The organism is Pseudomonas izuensis (assembly GCF_009861505.1).
In the GTDB taxonomy this organism is placed as follows: Bacteria; Pseudomonadota; Gammaproteobacteria; order Pseudomonadales; family Pseudomonadaceae; genus Aquipseudomonas; species Aquipseudomonas izuensis.
In genome coordinates, this window is the sequence record NZ_WTFT01000008.1 from 344,460 (window position 1) to 360,818 (window position 16,359).

14 protein-coding genes are annotated in these 16,359 nt (G+C 60.7%); 5 read left to right on the top strand and 9 right to left on the bottom strand.

Annotation, left to right across the window (positions count from 1 at the left end):
• The first annotated feature begins 4 nt into the window (after positions 1-4).
• The 5 genes from GPL81_RS08555 (at position 5) to GPL81_RS08575 (ending at position 5,705) form a co-directional block, all read left to right on the top strand.
• A complete protein-coding gene (locus GPL81_RS08555) occupies positions 5-682 on the top strand; it encodes a heavy metal response regulator transcription factor (protein WP_033056445.1) in 678 nt (225 codons plus the stop codon).
• Positions 672-2,036 carry a heavy metal sensor histidine kinase gene (locus GPL81_RS08560; protein ID WP_160106396.1) on the top strand — a complete coding sequence of 455 codons (1,365 nt, stop codon included), beginning with the start codon at positions 672-674 and terminating at the stop codon, positions 2,034-2,036. The genes GPL81_RS08555 and GPL81_RS08560 overlap by 11 nt, the downstream gene beginning before the upstream one ends.
• Before the next feature lie 234 nt (positions 2,037-2,270).
• Positions 2,271-2,495 (top strand): hypothetical protein, encoded by a 225-nt coding sequence (locus GPL81_RS08565; RefSeq protein WP_096509161.1) that lies wholly within the window; start codon positions 2,271-2,273, stop codon positions 2,493-2,495.
• Between the two features lie 247 nt (positions 2,496-2,742).
• Complete coding sequence (locus tag GPL81_RS08570; protein ID WP_425502546.1) at positions 2,743-4,011, top strand: OprD family porin; 1,269 nt, start codon at positions 2,743-2,745, stop codon at positions 4,009-4,011.
• 194 nt (positions 4,012-4,205) lie between these two features.
• Positions 4,206-5,705 carry a sensor domain-containing diguanylate cyclase gene (locus GPL81_RS08575; protein WP_160106398.1) on the top strand — a complete coding sequence of 500 codons (1,500 nt, stop codon included), beginning with the start codon at positions 4,206-4,208 and terminating at the stop codon, positions 5,703-5,705.
• A 160-nt stretch (positions 5,706-5,865) separates the two neighbouring features.
• Here GPL81_RS08575 and lpxC read toward each other — a convergent pair whose 3' ends face one another.
• From lpxC to murD, 9 genes are all read right to left on the bottom strand, one after another.
• A complete protein-coding gene (gene lpxC, locus GPL81_RS08580; RefSeq protein WP_003178240.1) occupies positions 5,866-6,777 on the bottom strand; it encodes a UDP-3-O-acyl-N-acetylglucosamine deacetylase in 912 nt (303 codons plus the stop codon).
• Between the two features lie 112 nt (positions 6,778-6,889).
• Positions 6,890-8,083 (bottom strand): cell division protein FtsZ, encoded by a 1,194-nt coding sequence (gene ftsZ / locus GPL81_RS08585; RefSeq protein ID WP_095193000.1) that lies wholly within the window; start codon positions 8,081-8,083, stop codon positions 6,890-6,892.
• A gap of 78 nt (positions 8,084-8,161) precedes the next feature.
• Positions 8,162-9,421: a cell division protein FtsA gene (ftsA, locus tag GPL81_RS08590; protein WP_096509158.1), complete on the bottom strand. Its 1,260-nt coding sequence runs from the start codon at positions 9,419-9,421 to the stop codon at positions 8,162-8,164.
• 14 nt (positions 9,422-9,435) lie between these two features.
• The gene (locus tag GPL81_RS08595; protein WP_096509157.1) at positions 9,436-10,302 is read right to left on the bottom strand and encodes a cell division protein FtsQ/DivIB; all 867 of its coding nucleotides are present in this window, start codon (positions 10,300-10,302) and stop codon (positions 9,436-9,438) included.
• Between the two features lie 4 nt (positions 10,303-10,306).
• Complete coding sequence (locus GPL81_RS08600; protein WP_160106399.1) at positions 10,307-11,287, bottom strand: D-alanine--D-alanine ligase; 981 nt, start codon at positions 11,285-11,287, stop codon at positions 10,307-10,309.
• Positions 11,284-12,744: a UDP-N-acetylmuramate--L-alanine ligase gene (murC, locus tag GPL81_RS08605; protein WP_160106400.1), complete on the bottom strand. Its 1,461-nt coding sequence runs from the start codon at positions 12,742-12,744 to the stop codon at positions 11,284-11,286. Before murC ends, GPL81_RS08600 begins: the two co-directional genes overlap by 4 nt.
• The gene (gene murG / locus GPL81_RS08610) at positions 12,737-13,807 is read right to left on the bottom strand and encodes an undecaprenyldiphospho-muramoylpentapeptide beta-N-acetylglucosaminyltransferase (protein ID WP_096509154.1); all 1,071 of its coding nucleotides are present in this window, start codon (positions 13,805-13,807) and stop codon (positions 12,737-12,739) included. The genes murC and murG overlap by 8 nt, the downstream gene beginning before the upstream one ends.
• Positions 13,797-15,014, bottom strand: a complete 1,218-nt coding sequence (gene ftsW / locus GPL81_RS08615) for a putative lipid II flippase FtsW (RefSeq protein ID WP_096509153.1) — start codon at positions 15,012-15,014, stop codon at positions 13,797-13,799. The genes murG and ftsW overlap by 11 nt, the downstream gene beginning before the upstream one ends.
• On the bottom strand, positions 15,011-16,357 hold the full coding sequence (gene murD, locus GPL81_RS08620) for a UDP-N-acetylmuramoyl-L-alanine--D-glutamate ligase (RefSeq protein WP_160106401.1): 1,347 nt from the start codon (positions 16,355-16,357) through the stop codon (positions 15,011-15,013). The genes ftsW and murD overlap by 4 nt, the downstream gene beginning before the upstream one ends.
• Positions 16,358-16,359: the final 2 nt, after the last annotated feature.

Here is a 16,359-nt window from a genome sequence, read left to right on the forward strand (position 1 = left end):
GGTCATGCGCGTTCTGATTATCGAAGACGAGGAAAAAACCGCGGACTACCTGCACCGCGGCCTGACGGAACAGGGTTACACCGTGGACCTGGCCCGCGACGGCGTGGAGGGCCTGCACCTGGCGCTGGAAAGCGATTACGCGGTGATCGTCCTCGACGTGATGCTGCCGGGCCTCGACGGCTTCGGTGTGCTGCGTGCCCTGCGCGCGCGCAAACAAACCCCGGTGATCATGCTCACCGCCCGCGAGCGGGTCGAAGACCGCATCAAAGGCCTGCGCGACGGCGCCGACGATTACCTGGGCAAGCCCTTTTCATTCCTCGAACTGGTGGCGCGCCTGCAAGCGCTGACCCGCCGCAGCGGTGGCCATGAACCGGTGCAAGTGAGCATCGCCGACCTGTGGATAGATTTGATCAGCCGCAAGGCCACCCGCGCCGGCACACGCCTGGACCTGACCGCCAAGGAATTCTCGCTGCTCAGCGTTCTGGCCCGCCGCCAGGGAGAAATCCTGTCGAAAACGGCGATTGCCGAAATGGTCTGGGACATCAATTTCGACAGCGACGCCAACGTGGTCGAAGTCGCGATCAAACGCCTGCGGGCCAAGCTCGACGGGCCGTTCGAAGAGAAACTGCTGCACACGATTCGTGGCATGGGTTATGTGCTGGAGAGCCGTGGTGTCCAGTAACTCGATTGCCCTGCGCCTCAGTGGAATGTTCACCCTGGTGGCGCTGCTGGTATTCCTGCTGATCGGCTGGGCGCTGTATCAGCAGGTCGACAAAGGCCTGGGTTTGCTGCCCGAAGCCGAACTGGACGCGCGCTACAGCGTGCTCGAATCCACGGTCGGCCGTTACGGTACGCCCGAGCATTGGGTGAAGATCAACAACAAGCTCAAGCTGCTCGGTGAAGAAGACAAGCGCATCAGCTTCTGGATCATCAGTGGCGATCCACTCTACGAATACGGCACCCTGACACCGCAGATCCGCGCGTTTGCCCAAGGGCCGCTGGGCATGCGTGACATGAAGTTGCCGGATCAGCCCTACCCGCTGAAAGTGCTGGTCAGTCAGTTCCCGGCCAAGGATCAGCGCCCACCGCTGCGCTTCATGATCGGCATCGACACCGAAACGTTTTACCAGACTCAACACCAACTGCTGATCGCCTTGATCGGCCTGGCGATTGTCGGCGTGCTGCTGGCCTCGGCACTGGGTTACTGGGTGGCGCGAATCGGGCTCAAGCCGCTGATCAAGTTATCTCAGGAGGCCCAGCGCCTGGCCCCGCCCTTGCGCTCCGGGCGTTTGCGAATGTCATCACTGCCACCGGAGCTGAACCAGTTCGTCAATTCATTCAACTCCACGCTGGAGCGGGTCGAGCAGGCTTACTCGCGCCTGGAATCGTTCAACGCCGACGTCGCCCATGAGCTGCGCTCGCCGTTGACCAACCTGATCGGCCAGACCCAGGTTGCGCTGACCCGTGGACGCTCGGCGGAGCATTATTTCGAGGTCTTGCAATCGAACCTTGAAGAGCTTGAGCGACTGCGCTCGATCATCAACGACATGCTGTTCCTCGCCAGTGCGGATCAGGGCAGCAAGGCCACCCAGCTGATTGCCACTTCGCTGGCCGATGAGGTGGCGACGACCCTGGAATACCTGGATTTCATCCTCGAAGATGCCCAGGTGAAGGTACAGGTCAGCGGCGATGCCCAGGTGCGGATCGAGATCGCGCACCTACGACGGGCGCTGATCAACCTGTTAAGTAATGCGGTGCAGCATACCGGCCCCGGACAGGTGATTGAGGTGCGCATCGAAGCCCAGGAGCATCAGGTCAGTATCGGCGTTGCCAACCCCGGCTCGCCGATTGCCAGCGAACACTTGCCGCGCCTGTTCGAACGCTTCTATCGCGTCGACGCCTCGCGCAGCAACAGCGGCAACAATCATGGGTTGGGCCTGGCAATCGTCAAAGCGATTGCGCTGATGCACGGCGGGGATGTGTTTGTGCGCAGCGATCACGGCATGAACACCTTCGGCATTCACCTGCCCATCTGACCCCACCCCTTGTGGGAGCGAGCCTGCTCGCGAAAGCATCACCTCGGTTCCTGAGCTGTACCGAGTCGCCTGCATCGCGAGCAGGCTCGCTCCCACAATGGTTTCGGTTTACGAACCAACTACTGTTGCTTTTTGTGTAACAGTCCTTTCATGAATCCGCTCTTTTTCCCATCGCCCGATATCCCTATCTTTGCCGCCATCAAACAGCACTTGCCAAGCAAGAAGGTTTTAAAGATGTCCAACAGTATGGGTATTGCCAGCGCTTTCGTTTTGTCCTCTTTGTTCGTAACCCCATTCGCCATGGCTGAAGAGTCGCAGACCTTTGCTGCACAAAACGCCGCACGCGTCGCCGCGTACGAACAGCACCAGATCGAGATGACAGCCAAAGCTCAGCAAGCTACCCAGGCCCCGCAAGCCTCGAGCACTCAGGCCCAGCCACAGGCCGAGAAAGACAGCTGATACCTGCGCCTCGCTCCAGTTTCCCTCGACACTTTTCATCGGCTCTTCCCTTTGAAAAGTTGTCTTCCAAGCCGCTGCCATCAGCGGCTTTTTTTCGTTGTGGATTTAAACCCGTCGGCTTTGCCACACCTGCCATAAACATCCCCGACCAGCAAAACAGTGACGTTTCAAGTTGACCCAAGGAGCTTTACCGCACGTGCGTTTTTCATTTCGATTCACACCGTTGTTCATTGCAATCGCTGCAACGATGGCCACCAGCGCCCAGGCCGCCGATGATTCGCCGGCCGCAGGATTCGTCGAAGATTCGAGCCTCCATCTCAACGCCCGCAACTACTACATGAACCGCAATCGCTTGCAGCAGGCCGACGACAACATCGAGTGGGGCCAGGGTTTGCTGGGTGTCTTCGAATCGGGTTTCACGGAAGGCGCTGTCGGCTTCGGCATCGATGCCCATGCCATGCTCGGGCTCAAGCTCGACGGTGGTGGCGGCACGGACAATTCGAGCATCCTGCCGGTGAGCGATGGCAACGGCAAAGCGCCGGGGTCGTTCTCGACCGCCGGTGGCACCCTGAAAATGCGTGCTTGGGATACCGAATTGAAGGCCGGCGACCTGTTTCTCGCCAATCCGGTGATTGCCGGTGGCGAAACCCGCATGCTGCCTCAGACCTTTCGTGGGGTCAGCCTCACCAACCACAGCATCGACAGCGTGATGATCGAAGGTGGCCAGGCCAGTTTCACCAAGCCATACAACCAGAGTGGCCATACCCGCATCGGTACGTCCTACGGCAGCCTGCCCGAGGGCAAGGACAGCCAGCACCTGAACTGGGCCGGCGTAGCCTGGAGCGGCCTGCCGGGACTGACCAGCAGCCTGTATGCCGCCGAGCTGAAGGACATCTGGAACCAGTACTACTTCGACCTGGATTACACCTACGCACTCAATGAGCTGATCAGCCTCAACCCGGGCCTGCACTTCTATCACACGCAGGACACCGGTGATGCACTGCTGGGCAACATCGACAACAACACCTACAGCCTGCACTTCACGGTCGGCGTGGGTCATCACAGTGTCACTGCCGCTTACCAGCGGGTCAACGGCAACACCCCGTTCGACTACATCAGCCAGGGTGACAGCATCTTCCTCGACAACTCTCAACAATATTCAGACTTCAACGGCCCGAATGAACGCTCGTGGAAGCTCAAATATGCCTACGACTTTGCCGGACTTGGACTGACGGGCCTGACATCGGCCGTGTCGTATTCACGAGGTGAACTGGACCTGACCAAAGTTGACCCGGACAGTCCCGGCTATGCCGCGTTCTACAACGCCGACGGCAAACACGCCAGGCATTGGGAGCGTGACATTGACCTGAAATACGTGGTCCAGAGCGGTAAAGCCAAGGACCTGGCGCTGCGCCTGCAATGGGCGTCCAACCGTGGCGGCAATGGTTACGGCGCCCTGGATCAGGACACCGATGAGTACCGGGTGATCGTCGACTACCCGATCAATGTGTTCTGATCGGCTGCGTAACCTGTAGGAGCCGGCTTGCCGGCGAAGGCGGCGCATCTATAAACAGGCGGGTGCCTGATACGCCGCTATCGCCAGCAAGCCGGCTCCTACAGAGATCAGAGGTTTGCTATCGCGGGCCTTTTTCCTGGCTGCTACGGTTATGGGACTACGCTTACTCAGTCATTCCCGCAGACTTCAACCCCATGACCGTACGCCGTACTTCCAATGGTTCAGGCAACGCCGGACGGCCCGAGATCCTGGTGATCCTCGGCAGCAGCCTGACGGTCATTGCGATCCTCAGCATCGTCACCTTTCTGCTGATCCGCGAACACGCCAACGCCCAGCAGGCCGCCACACGCAGTGCGACCACCATCGCGCAATTGATCAACGCCGACGTACTGCGCACCGTGGAGCTCTACGACCTGACTCTGCAAGGCCTGATCGCCGCGGCGCAACGGGATGACCTGAAGCAGGTTTCCGCGCAAATCCGTCACCTGGTGCTGTTCGACCGCTCCACTACGGCGCGCTACAAGGGCGACATTCTGTTGCTGGACCAGAAGGGTGAAGTGCTCGCCGACTCGTCATTGATCGAGCCCAAGCCGGGCAACTTCGCTGACCGCGATTATTTCCTCGCCCATGTCCAGAACCGTGACAGCGGCATGTTCATCAGCCGCCCGTTCAAACCCCGTTGTGACTGTGCCTACAGTGACGAATGGCAAATCAGTTTCAGCCGGCGCATTTCCTCACCTACCGGTGAGTTCCGGGGTGTCGCGGTGGCCTCGATGCGCCTAGCGTACTTCGATCAGTTGTTCAACAGCCTGGACATAGGTACTGGCAGTACGCTGGCCATCATCAATGACGACGGAGTTCTGTTGGCACAGAAGCCGTTTCTGCAAGACAACTCAATTGGCAAAAGCTTCGCCGGCCGGCCCAACGTCGTGCGCATGCTGCGCGAGGGCAGCGGCAGCTTTGACGGCGTGTCGAGCATCGACCGACAACAACGCCTGTACACCTTCAGCCGGGTCGGCAACCTGCCGCTGACGGTCATCGTTGCCCTTTCCGGCGACGAGGTATTCGCCACCTGGCAACGCACGGCCATTGTGATCAGCGGCGCCACCGGAGTCCTGTGCGCCGCGTTGCTCTGGCTGACCTGGTTGCTCTGTCGCGAACTGCGCCTGCGCCACTGCGCCGAGCAGGAACTGGCGCAACTGGCCGCCACCGATGCCTTGACCGGCGTGGCCAATCGCCGGACGCTCGACCAGACTCTGCGCCACGAATGGTTTCGGGCGCAACGCTCCGGCAAGCCGATGTCAGTGCTGATGATCGACGCCGATCACTTCAAGGCCTTCAACGATCGCCATGGCCACCAGGCCGGCGACGAGGCTCTACGCTCACTGGCCGAGGTCATTGACGCCAATGTCCATCGCCCGACAGACCTGGTGGCCCGCTACGGCGGCGAGGAGTTTTCGGTGATCCTGGCCGAAACCGACCACGCAGGTGCGCGGCAGATCGCCGAGCGCATCCGCACGCAGGTGGAACAGTTGCCTGTGGTGGCAGGCGATGAACAGCCGATGACCGTCAGCATCGGCATCAGCACCTGGACGACAGCGAGCGATATCAGCCTGGAACAGCTGCTGTTTTTGGCGGACAAGGCGTTGTATCAGGCCAAGGAACGGGGGCGTAATCGGGTGGTTTGTGCCTGAAATTTTCGGTGGCCCGACCGGCCTCATCGCGGGCAAGCCTTGCTCCCACAGTGTAGGAGCAAGGCTTGCCCGCGATGAGGCCGGTGCAGACACCACAAAATCCAGGGCATAAAAAAAGGCCACCCGAAGGTAGCCTTTAAAAACTAGAGAGGTTTTTTACTTACACGGCCGCAACAGGACGCATGTAAGAAATCGGTGCAGTGCTGGCGTCTTCAAAGGTCACGACTTCCCAGGCATCTTTCTGTTCAATCAACTTGCGCAGCAGTTGATTGTTCAGTGCATGTCCGGACTTGAAGCCCTTGAACTCACCAATCAGGCTATTGCCCAGCAGGTAGAGGTCACCAATTGCATCGAGGATCTTGTGCTTCACGAATTCGTCTTCGTAGCGAAGGCCGTCTTCGTTCAGTACGCCATCCGAGTCGACCACGATAGCGTTTTCAACGCTGCCGCCGAGTGCGAGGTTGTGCTTGCGCAGGTACTCGATATCGCTCATGAAACCAAAAGTACGGGCGCGGCTGACTTCTTTTACGAACGAAGTGCTGGAAAAATCCACGCTTGCACTTTGTGTGCGATCACGGAAAACAGGGTGATCGAAATCAATCTCGAAACTCACCTTGAAACCTTCGAAAGGGACGAAAGTGGCGCGCTTGTCGCCGTCTTCCACTGTCACTTCGCGCAGGATGCGGATGAACTTCTTGGCGGCGTCCTGTTCTTCCAGGCCAGCCGATTGAATCAGAAATACGAAGGGTCCAGCGCTACCATCCATGATCGGGACTTCGGACGCGGAGAGCTCGACGTAGGCGTTATCGATGCCCAGGCCAGCCATGGCCGAGAGCAAGTGCTCCACCGTATCCACTTTGGTGTCACCGTTGACCAGCGTGGTCGACATCGTGGTCTCACCAACGTTTTCCGCGCGTGCAGGGATCTGCACCACCGGATCGAGGTCGGCACGACAAAACACAATGCCGGTGTCGATCGGCGCAGGCTTGAGGGTCAGGTAAACCTTCTCCCCGGAGTGCAGACCTACACCTGTGGCACGGATAATATTTTTCAGTGTGCGTTGTTTAATCATGGCTTGGGCCGCTTCAGCGCAAATTGCGAACTGGTATCAACAAAGGCTGGCGATGATAGCAGACCACGCCTTTGCTGAACACCAATCACCTTCATAGCCCTGATACATTTCATCAATCGGCCTGACGACGCAGGAAAGCCGGGATGTCCAGATAATCCAGATCATCCTGTGGATTCATCTTCGCGGCAGTCGCAGCACCGGCCTGAGCCTGGTTGCGCATGACGGTCGGACGGTCCAGGTCACGGTAGTTCACTGCTGGAGCTTCCTGACGAACAGGGGCTTGTTGTTGTGGCTGGGAAGCCATCGACGTGTGAACGGTATTGTCGATAACCTTCACAGGCTTCTCGATTTTAGCGCCCAGACCGGTCGCAACGACAGTCACGTGCAGCTCATCGCGCATGTCCGGATCGATAACGGTACCGACCTTGACCATGGCGTGCTCGGAAGCGAAGGCTTCGATGATGCTACCCACGTCGGAGTACTCACCCAGGGACAGGTCAGGACCGGCGGTGATGTTCACCAGGATGCCGCGTGCACCTTGCAGGTTCACGTCTTCGAGCAACGGGTTGCGGATGGCCGCTTCAGTCGCTTCACGTGCACGGTTCGGACCGCTGGCGCAGCCAGTGCCCATCATCGCCATGCCCATTTCGCTCATCACGGTACGTACGTCGGCGAAGTCGACGTTGATCATGCCCGGACGCTTGATGATGTCGGAGATACCGCGAACGGCACCGGCCAGTACATCGTCAGCCTTGGCGAAAGCCGACAGCAGGCTGGCGTCCTTACCGAGGATGGTCAGCAGCTTCTCGTTGGGAATGGTGATCAACGAGTCGACGCTTTCCGACAGCAGGCGGATGCCTTCGTCAGCCAGCTGCATACGCTTGCGGCCTTCGAACGGGAACGGACGGGTCACCACCGCAACGGTGAGGATCCCCATTTCCTTGGCCACTTCGGCAATGATCGGCGCAGCACCGGTACCGGTACCACCGCCCATGCCAGTGGTGATGAACACCATGTTGGTGCCCTGCAGGACTTCGGCGATGCGCTCACGATCTTCGAGAGCGGCCTGACGACCTACTTCAGGGTTTGCACCGGCACCCAGACCCTTGGTCACGCTGGTACCCAGTTGCAGGATGGTCCGCGCGCTGATGCTTTTCAGCGCCTGGGCATCAGTGTTGGCGCAGATGAATTCAACGCCTTCAATGTTGCTCTTGACCATGTGATTCACGGCGTTGCCGCCGCCACCGCCAACACCGATAACTTTAATAACCGGGCTTGCGGGGATGTTGTCTACGAGTTCGAACATTTTCCCTCTCCTTTACGTTCTCTAGTTTTTTCGCCTACTGCCTGTATCTACAACGGTGTAGCGGTGCTGCGGTGAATCTTAGAAATTGCCCTGGACCCAGCTCTTGATGCGATCGAGCAAGGCGCCTTTCGGTTCTTCGTTGCTGTAGCTGTCGCGACTGCCGATACCCGAGAACGAAATGCCGTCGGATTGTTTCTGCAGGCCGTACATCAACAGGCCGACACCGGTGGAATAAATCGGGTTGCGGACCACGTCATCCAGGCCTCGCACGCCATGAGGCACGCCCAGGCGCACCGGCATGTGGAAGATTTCCTCGGCCAGTTCGGTAGCGCCTTCCATCTTCGACGTACCGCCGGTCAGCACGATGCCGGCCGGGATCAGGTCTTCGTAGCCACTGCGACGCAGCTCGGCCTGGATCAGGGTGAACAGCTCGTCGTAACGCGGCTCGACCACTTCGGCCAGGGCCTGACGGGACAGTTCGCGCGGTGGACGGTCGCCAACGCTCGGCACCTTGATGGTCTCACCGGCACCGGCCAATTTGGCCAGGGCACAGGCGTAGCGGATCTTGATTTCTTCGGCGTACTGGGTCGGGGTGCGCAACGCCATGGCGATGTCGTTGGTCACCTGATCGCCCGCAATCGGGATCACCGCGGTATGACGGATCGCGCCTTCGGTGAAGATCGCGATGTCAGTGGTGCCACCACCGATGTCCACCAGGCACACGCCCAGCTCTTTCTCGTCATCGGTCAGCACCGAGTACGCCGACGCCAGCTGCTCGAGAATGATGTCGTCGATTTCCAGGCCGCAGCGACGCACGCATTTTTCAATGTTCTGTGCGGCATTGACGGCGCAGGTGACGACGTGAACCTTGGCTTCCAGTCGCACGCCGGACATGCCCAGTGGCTCACGGACGCCTTCCTGGTTATCGATCACGTAATCCTGCGGCAGGGTGTGCAGCACGCGCTGGTCGGCCGGGATTGCCACGGCCTGGGCGGCGTCGAGCACACGCTCGAGGTCGGCGGAGCTGACTTCGCGATCACGAATGGCCACGATGCCGTGGGAGTTCAGGCTACGAATATGATTGCCGGCCACGCCAACGAACGCCGAGTGGATGCGGCAACCGGCCATCAGCTGAGCCTCTTCGATGGCGCGCTGGATCGACTGCACGGTGGACTCGATGTTCACCACCACGCCTTTCTTCAGGCCGCGGGACGGATGGGTACCGATCCCGACGATTTCCAGCGTGCCGTCGCCCGACACCTCGCCTACCAGCGCCACCACCTTGGAGGTGCCGATATCGAGACCGACGATCATTTTGCCGCTTTGAACGTTTGCCATGGGTCCTGCCTCTCTTAATTCTTCGCGACAGCGGGTTGGGCTGTCGTAGGCGCTACAGGTTCGCGCCAGCCAACGGCCAGGCCGTTGGCATAACGCAGATCGATGCGCGCAATGTTCGTAATCTGTTCTTTAAGCGTCTTGTCATAGATGGCAATGAAACGGCGCATCTTTTCCACCAGGTTGCCGCGTCCCAGCAGCAGTTCTATTCCAGGGCCCGCACTGCCGGGGCCAGTGGTCAGGAACCAACTGCCTCGTTCACGCAACTCCAGGCGTGCAATCGAGAAACCCAGGGGCCTGAGCATCTGGCTCAGCACCTGGTATTGCTGCATCACTTGCTGTTGGGCCCGCTGTGGGCCGAACAGCTGCGGCAGGTGTTCATAATTCGCCAGCTCACGCGGCGTGAACGCCTGTCCCTGGTTGTTCAACAGCGATTCGTCGCCCCAGCGAGCCACCGGCAGTTGTTCTTCCAGGCGGATCACCACTTGATCCGGCCACACCCGCCGTACCTCGGCATGGGCAATCCATGGCATCTGTTCCAGTTCGGTGCGCATGCTCGCCAGGTCGATGGTGAAGAAGCTCGACGCCACATAAGGGGCGATTCGCTGCTGCACTGCCTGCTGGCTGATGTAGCTCAAGTCACCCTGCACATTGATCCTGGTGATCGGTCGGTCGGCGTACGGCAGCAAACGCTGTGCGCCTTCGTAAGTACCGAATCCCAATGCGACCAACAGCACCGGCCAGAACAGACTTTTCAGAAAGCCGAAATTGGCTTTCGGCAGGCGCGCAGACATCGGCTCTTTGGCCACCATTCGGCTGGCACCCCGCGGCACCGGCTTGCGGCCGGGTGCGGGGGGCTGATGTCTCAACTGTGCGCCTTGCATGGTCTTAACCTCGCGGCTCTTGCTGACTGGCAGCGTTGCGGCCAACGCTCTCGGCCAGAATGGCCAGAACCAGTTGCTGGAAATCCAGGCCGGCCGCACGGGCCGCCATCGGCACCAGGCTGTGATCGGTCATGCCTGGCGCGGTGTTGACTTCCAGGAACCAGAACTGCCCGTCGGCGTCCTGCATCACGTCCGCCCTGCCCCAACCGGCGATACCCAGCGCCTCACAGGCTTTGGCCGTGAGGTCCATGAGTTCCTTTTCCTTGGCGCTGTCCAGCCCGCACGGAATGCGGTACTGGGTATCGTTGGCGATGTACTTGGCGTCGTAGTCGTAGAAACTGTGCGTCGTGCCCAGGGCAATGGGTGGCAACACCTGGTCACGCAGGGTGGCGATGGTGAACTCCGGACCTTGAATCCATTGCTCGACCAACACTTGCGAATCGTAGGTACTGGCCGCTTTCCAGGCGTCGATCAATTCGGACGCGGAAGTCACTTTGGCCATACCGATACTTGAACCTTCATGCGCCGGTTTGACGATCAAAGGGAAGCCCAGTTCCGTGGCCGCCGAAATACAATCGGCCTCGCTGCTCAGCACGGCGTGACGTGGCGTCGGAATGCCCAGGCTGTGCCAGACCTGCTTGGTGCGCAGCTTGTCCATGGCCAATGCCGAGGCGAGGATGCCGCTGCCGGTGTAAGGAATGCCCAGGCATTCGAGCAGGCCTTGCATGCTGCCGTCTTCACCGCCACGACCGTGGAGGATGATGAAGGCGCGGTCGATTTTTTCGTTCAGCAGACGCTGCAGAAGGTCATCGCCCACGTCGAGGCCGAACGCGTCCACGCCCGCGCTTTGCAGCGCATCGAGAACCGCATTGCCCGACTTCAGGGACACTTCGCGCTCGGCACTCTTGCCGCCGAACAGCACGGCGACGCGGCCGAAATCTTTCGGCGCGACAGTGGAGACGAGGTTGGCGTAGGCAGCAGTCATTTCAACTTCCCCTCGACCGGCGCAGCCACGGCGCCGGCGAACAACTCGCTTTTCAACAGTTTTGGTGCGAGACCGCCGATATCACCGGCGCCCTGGCACAGCAGAATGTCGCCCGCACGCAGCAGCGGCTTGACCAGCGGCGCGAGGTCGACACCACGCTCGATGTAGATCGGGTCAAGCTGGCCGCGCTGGCGGATGCTGTTGCACAGCTTGCGGCTGTCGGCGCCCGGGATCGGTTCTTCGCCGGCCGGATAGACTTCCATCAGCAGCAAGACGTTGGCGTCGGCCAGTACATTGACGAAGTCGTCGTACAGGTCGCGGGTACGGCTGTAGCGGTGCGGCTGATAGACCATCACCAGTCGGCGCTCCGGCCAGCCACCACGTACAGCCTTGATCACCGCCGCGACTTCGGTCGGGTGGTGGCCGTAGTCGTCGACCAGCATGACGTTGCCACCGTCCACCGGCAGTTCGCCGTAGACCTGGAAGCGACGGCCGACGCCCTGGAACCCGGACAGGCCCTGCACGATGGCTTCATCACTGACGCCTTCATCGGTGGCGATACAGATAGTCGCCAGCGCGTTCAATACGTTGTGGTTGCCCGGCATGTTCACCGAGACATCCAGCGGCTCGCGATCCGGACGCAGTACGGTGAAGAAGGTTTGCATGCCTTGCTGACGGACATTGATGGCGCGCACGTCGCAGTCTTCGCCGAAACCATAGGTGACGGTCGGACGCTTGACCTGCGGCAGGATTTCACGCACCACCGGATCGTCCAGGCAGACCACGGCCAGACCATAGAACGGCAGGTTGTGGAGGAACTCGACGAAGGTTTTCTTCAGTTTGTTGAAGTCACCGTCGTAGGTCGCCATGTGATCGGCGTCGATGTTGGTGACCACGGCCACCAGCGGTTGCAGGTGCAGGAAACTGGCGTCGCTTTCGTCGGCCTCGGCGATCAGATAACGGCTGGTACCGAGCTGGGCGTTGGTGCCCGCGGCATTCAGACGGCCACCGATCACGAAGGTCGGGTCCAGGCCACCGGCGGCGAACACCGAAGCGATCAGGCTGGTGGTGGTGGTTTTGCCGTGGGTACCGGCGACGGCGATACCGTGGCGATAGCGCATCAGCTCGGCCAGCATCTCTGCACGCGGCACCACCGGAATGCGGCGTTCCAGCGCGTTGGCGACTTCCGGATTGGAGGTGTTCACGGCACTCGACACCACCAGCACATCGGCAGCCGCTGCGTTTTCGGCACGGTGACCGATGAAAATCTGTGCGCCGAAGGATTCCAGGCGCTCGGTAACCGGCGAAGCTTTCAGGTCGGAACCGGACACTTCATAACCCAGGTTCAACAACACTTCGGCAATCCCGCACATGCCCACACCACCGATCCCGACGAAGTGGATGCGACGGATGCGGCGCATTTCCGGTTGTGGCATGGCTTTCTTATTCTCAACCATGGGCCACCTCCAGGCAGGTATCGACCACATTTCGGGTGGCATCGGGTTTGGCCAGGCGGCGGGCCGCAGTGGCCATATCATTGAGTCGTTGCGGTTGCATCAGGACCTCTGTCAGGCGAGCGGCAAGATCCGCTGCGCCAGTCGTTCTTTGCGGCATCAGGAAGGCAGCGCCTTCGCGGGCCAAATAATCGGCGTTGCGGGTCTGGTGATCGTCGATCGCGTGGGGCAAGGGCACCAGCATCGAGGGCAGACCGGCGGCAGCCAGTTCACTGATGGTCAGCGCACCGGCGCGACACACCACCAGGTCGGCCCAGCCATAAGCTTGGGCCATGTCTTTGATAAAGGGCTGCACTTGCGCCTCGACGCCAGCCGCGCGATAGCGCTCCGCAGTCACTTCATCGTGGTTTTTGCCGGCCTGATGGAATACCTCCGGACGCAAGTCGACGGCGACTTGCGACAGGGCGTCAGGCAGCAACTTGTTCAACGGCTCTGCCCCCAGGCTTCCGCCCAGGATCAGCAAACGTGCCTTGCGACCGCCCAGGGCAGGTCGCGGTGTTTCGAGGAACAGCTCGGTGCGCACCGGATTACCGGTGGTCCGTCGGCTGCTCGACAGGGTAAAGGTGTCGGGGAACGCTTCACAGACTCGGGCGGCCAACGGCACCAGCAGCCGATTGGCGGTACCGGCCACGGCGTTCTGCTCATGAACGATCACCGGCACGCCGGCCAGTTTCGCGGCGACTCCGCCAGGACCGGTCACAAAACCACCGAAACCAACGACACAGACCGGCCGCAACCGACGAATGATCGCCCGCGCCTGCCAGACCGACTTGAGAACCATGAACGGCGCCTTGAGCAAGGACAGTTTTCCCTTGCCCCGCACACCGCTGGCGTTGATCCGGTGCAACTCGATACCGGCTGCCGGAACCAGGTCGTTCTCGATGCCGCGCGGCGTGCCGAGCCAGTGCACCGTATAACCGCGGGACTGGAACTCGCGGGCACAGGACAATGCCGGGAACACGTGGCCACCGGTGCCGCCGGCCATGATCAATACGTTAGCGCCCATGGTTCGGCTCCTCGGCGAAGTCGCTCTCATGGAACTCCATCTCTTCACTGCCCAAATGAGTTCGACTCTCCCACTCGATGCGCAGCAGCAAACCGAGACAGGCACAGCAGATCACCAACGAACTGCCGCCATAACTGAGGAACGGCAGGGTCAGGCCCTTGGTGGGCAGCAGGCCGACGTTCACCCCGATGTTGATCAAGAATTGACCAATCCACAGGAACGACAGGCCGTACGCCACGTAGGCGGCAAAAAACTGCTTGGCCTTCTCGGCCCACAATCCGATGTACATGCCACGAATACAAACAAAGACGAACAACGCGACCGTGCACAAAGAACCCACGGCCCCCAGTTCTTCGGCCAGGACCGAGAACACGAAGTCGGTGTGGGCTTCCGGCAGGTAGAACTGTTTCTGCACGCTGTTGCCCAGGCCAACGCCCAGCCATTCGCCACGACCGAATGCGATCAATGCCTGAGACAACTGATAGCCGGCGCCGAACTGGTCGGCCCATGGATCGGCAAAGTTGGTCAGACGCGCCATCCGATACGGCTGCATTTGAATCAGCAACACCACCGCCGCAACCGCCAGCACAACCATCAAGGAAAAACGGAACAGCCCGACCCCGCCGAGGAACAGCATCGCCGCGGCAGCGCCCATCATCACAACGGTGGCACCGAAGTCCGGCTCCATCAGCAGCAGGCCCGCCATCGGCAGCAGAACGATGAACGGCTTGAAGAAGCCCATCCAGCTTTCCCGCACTTCCTTCTGGCGACGCACCAGATAACCGGCGAGGTAGATCACCACGAACACCTTGGCGATCTCGGACGGCTGCACGTTGAAGAAGCTGAAACCGATCCAGCGCATCGAACCGTTCACTTCACGGCCGATCCCCGGGACGATCACCATCACCAGCAAACCGAAGGCACCGATCAGCATCAGCCAGCCCAGGCGTTGCCAGGTGGCGATCGGAATCATCATGGTGACAACGCAGGCACCCAGGCCCAGCACCACATAAATAAGGTGGCGAATCATGTAATACAGCGGGCTGCCCGACTGTGCCGCCGCCACTTCGGTGGAGGCCGATGCAATCATGATCAGCCCCAGGCCCAGCAGCGCCAGGCAACCGGCGAGCATCGGGAAGTCGAGGTCGATGCCGCGCCCGGTGATGAGTGGCGACGGGAATGGCTTGATAATGCCTTTGAGGCTCATGCCAGATCCTCCACGGCGCGGACGAACTGGTGACCACGGTCTTCGTAGTTCTTGAACATGTCGAAGCTGGCACAGGCCGGCGACAGCAGCACCACGTCACCTGGCTGGGCAGCGGCGCGGCACTGTTCCACGGCTTCGACCAGCGAGCCGGCGCGAATCAACGGCACGGCATCGCCGATGGCCTCACCAATCTTGTCGGAGTCACGGCCCATCAGAATGACGGCGCGGCAGTTGGCCGCCACCGGATCGCGCAGATCCTTGAACTCGGCGCCCTTGCCGTCGCCACCGGCAATCAGCACGATCTTGCCGTCGATGTCCGCGCCCAGGCCTTCGATGGCGGCCAGGGCAGCACCGACGTTGGTGGCTTTGGAATCGTTGTAATAGCCCACGCCTTCCAGGTCCCGCACCCACTGGCAACGGTGTTCCAGCCCGGCGAAGTTGCGCAGGGCCGAGAGCATGGCATCGAACGGCAGGCCGACGGCGTGGCCAAGGGCCAATGCCGCCAGGGCGTTGGATTGATTATGGGCGCCGCGAATTTTCAGCTCGCGCACCGGCATCAGGTTCTGGAACTCGAAAGCCAGGTACTTCTCGCCGTCTTCTTCGCGGAGACCGAAAGCCTTGAAGTCCGGTTTGTTCAGGCCGAAGGTCCAGCAAGGCTGACCCTCGCCCATCAGCGGACGGCTCAAGGCATCCTGGCGGTTGACCACGAACTGCTTCGCACCACGGAAAATCCGGTGCTTGGCCAGGTGATAGGCCGGCAGACCGCTGTAGCGATCCATGTGGTCTTCGCTGATGTTGAGTACGGTCGCCACTTCGGCGTTGAGTTGATCGGTGGTTTCGAGCTGGAAGCTCGACAACTCCATCACGTACAGCTCGATGTCGTCGCGCAGCAGATCCAGTGCCGGCGTGCCGAGGTTGCCACCGACGGCGACGCGCTTGCCGGCCGCGGCCGCCATTTCGCCGACCAGGGTGGTCACGGTGCTTTTCGCGTTGGAGCCGCTGATGGCCACGATCGGTGCCTTCGCGTTACGCGCGAACAGCTCGATGTCGCCGGACAGCTTCACGCCACGGGCAGCGGCAGCCTGCAGGGCCGGAGTCGCCAGCGCCAGGCCGGGACTCACGTAGAGCTCGTCGGCACGGCACAGGAATTCGACATCCAGCTCGCCACAACGCACTTCCACGTGCGGATAGTCACGCTTGAGCGTGGCCAGTTCCGGTGGATTTTCCCGCGTATCGGCCACGGCAAACGCCACGCCCCGGTTCGCCAGGAAGCGAACCAGGGACATGCCGCTCTTGCCGAGGCCGACAACGATGCGGAAGTGGTCAGAAGCGATCAGAGACACGT

Coding starts and splice junctions, on each gene's coding strand:
- GPL81_RS08555 (WP_033056445.1), top strand. CDS start 5: ATGCGCGTTCTGATTATCGAAGACGAGGAAAAAACCGCGGACTACCTG.
- GPL81_RS08565 (WP_096509161.1), top strand. CDS start 2,271: ATGTCCAACAGTATGGGTATTGCCAGCGCTTTCGTTTTGTCCTCTTTG.
- GPL81_RS08570 (WP_425502546.1), top strand. CDS start 2,743: ATGGCCACCAGCGCCCAGGCCGCCGATGATTCGCCGGCCGCAGGATTC.
- GPL81_RS08575 (WP_160106398.1), top strand. CDS start 4,206: ATGACCGTACGCCGTACTTCCAATGGTTCAGGCAACGCCGGACGGCCC.
- lpxC (WP_003178240.1), bottom strand. CDS start 6,777: ATGATTAAACAACGCACACTGAAAAATATTATCCGTGCCACAGGTGTA.
- ftsZ (WP_095193000.1), bottom strand. CDS start 8,083: ATGTTCGAACTCGTAGACAACATCCCCGCAAGCCCGGTTATTAAAGTT.
- ftsA (WP_096509158.1), bottom strand. CDS start 9,421: ATGGCAAACGTTCAAAGCGGCAAAATGATCGTCGGTCTCGATATCGGC.
- GPL81_RS08595 (WP_096509157.1), bottom strand. CDS start 10,302: ATGCAAGGCGCACAGTTGAGACATCAGCCCCCCGCACCCGGCCGCAAG.
- GPL81_RS08600 (WP_160106399.1), bottom strand. CDS start 11,287: ATGACTGCTGCCTACGCCAACCTCGTCTCCACTGTCGCGCCGAAAGAT.
- murC (WP_160106400.1), bottom strand. CDS start 12,744: ATGGTTGAGAATAAGAAAGCCATGCCACAACCGGAAATGCGCCGCATC.
- murG (WP_096509154.1), bottom strand. CDS start 13,807: ATGGGCGCTAACGTATTGATCATGGCCGGCGGCACCGGTGGCCACGTG.
- ftsW (WP_096509153.1), bottom strand. CDS start 15,014: ATGAGCCTCAAAGGCATTATCAAGCCATTCCCGTCGCCACTCATCACC.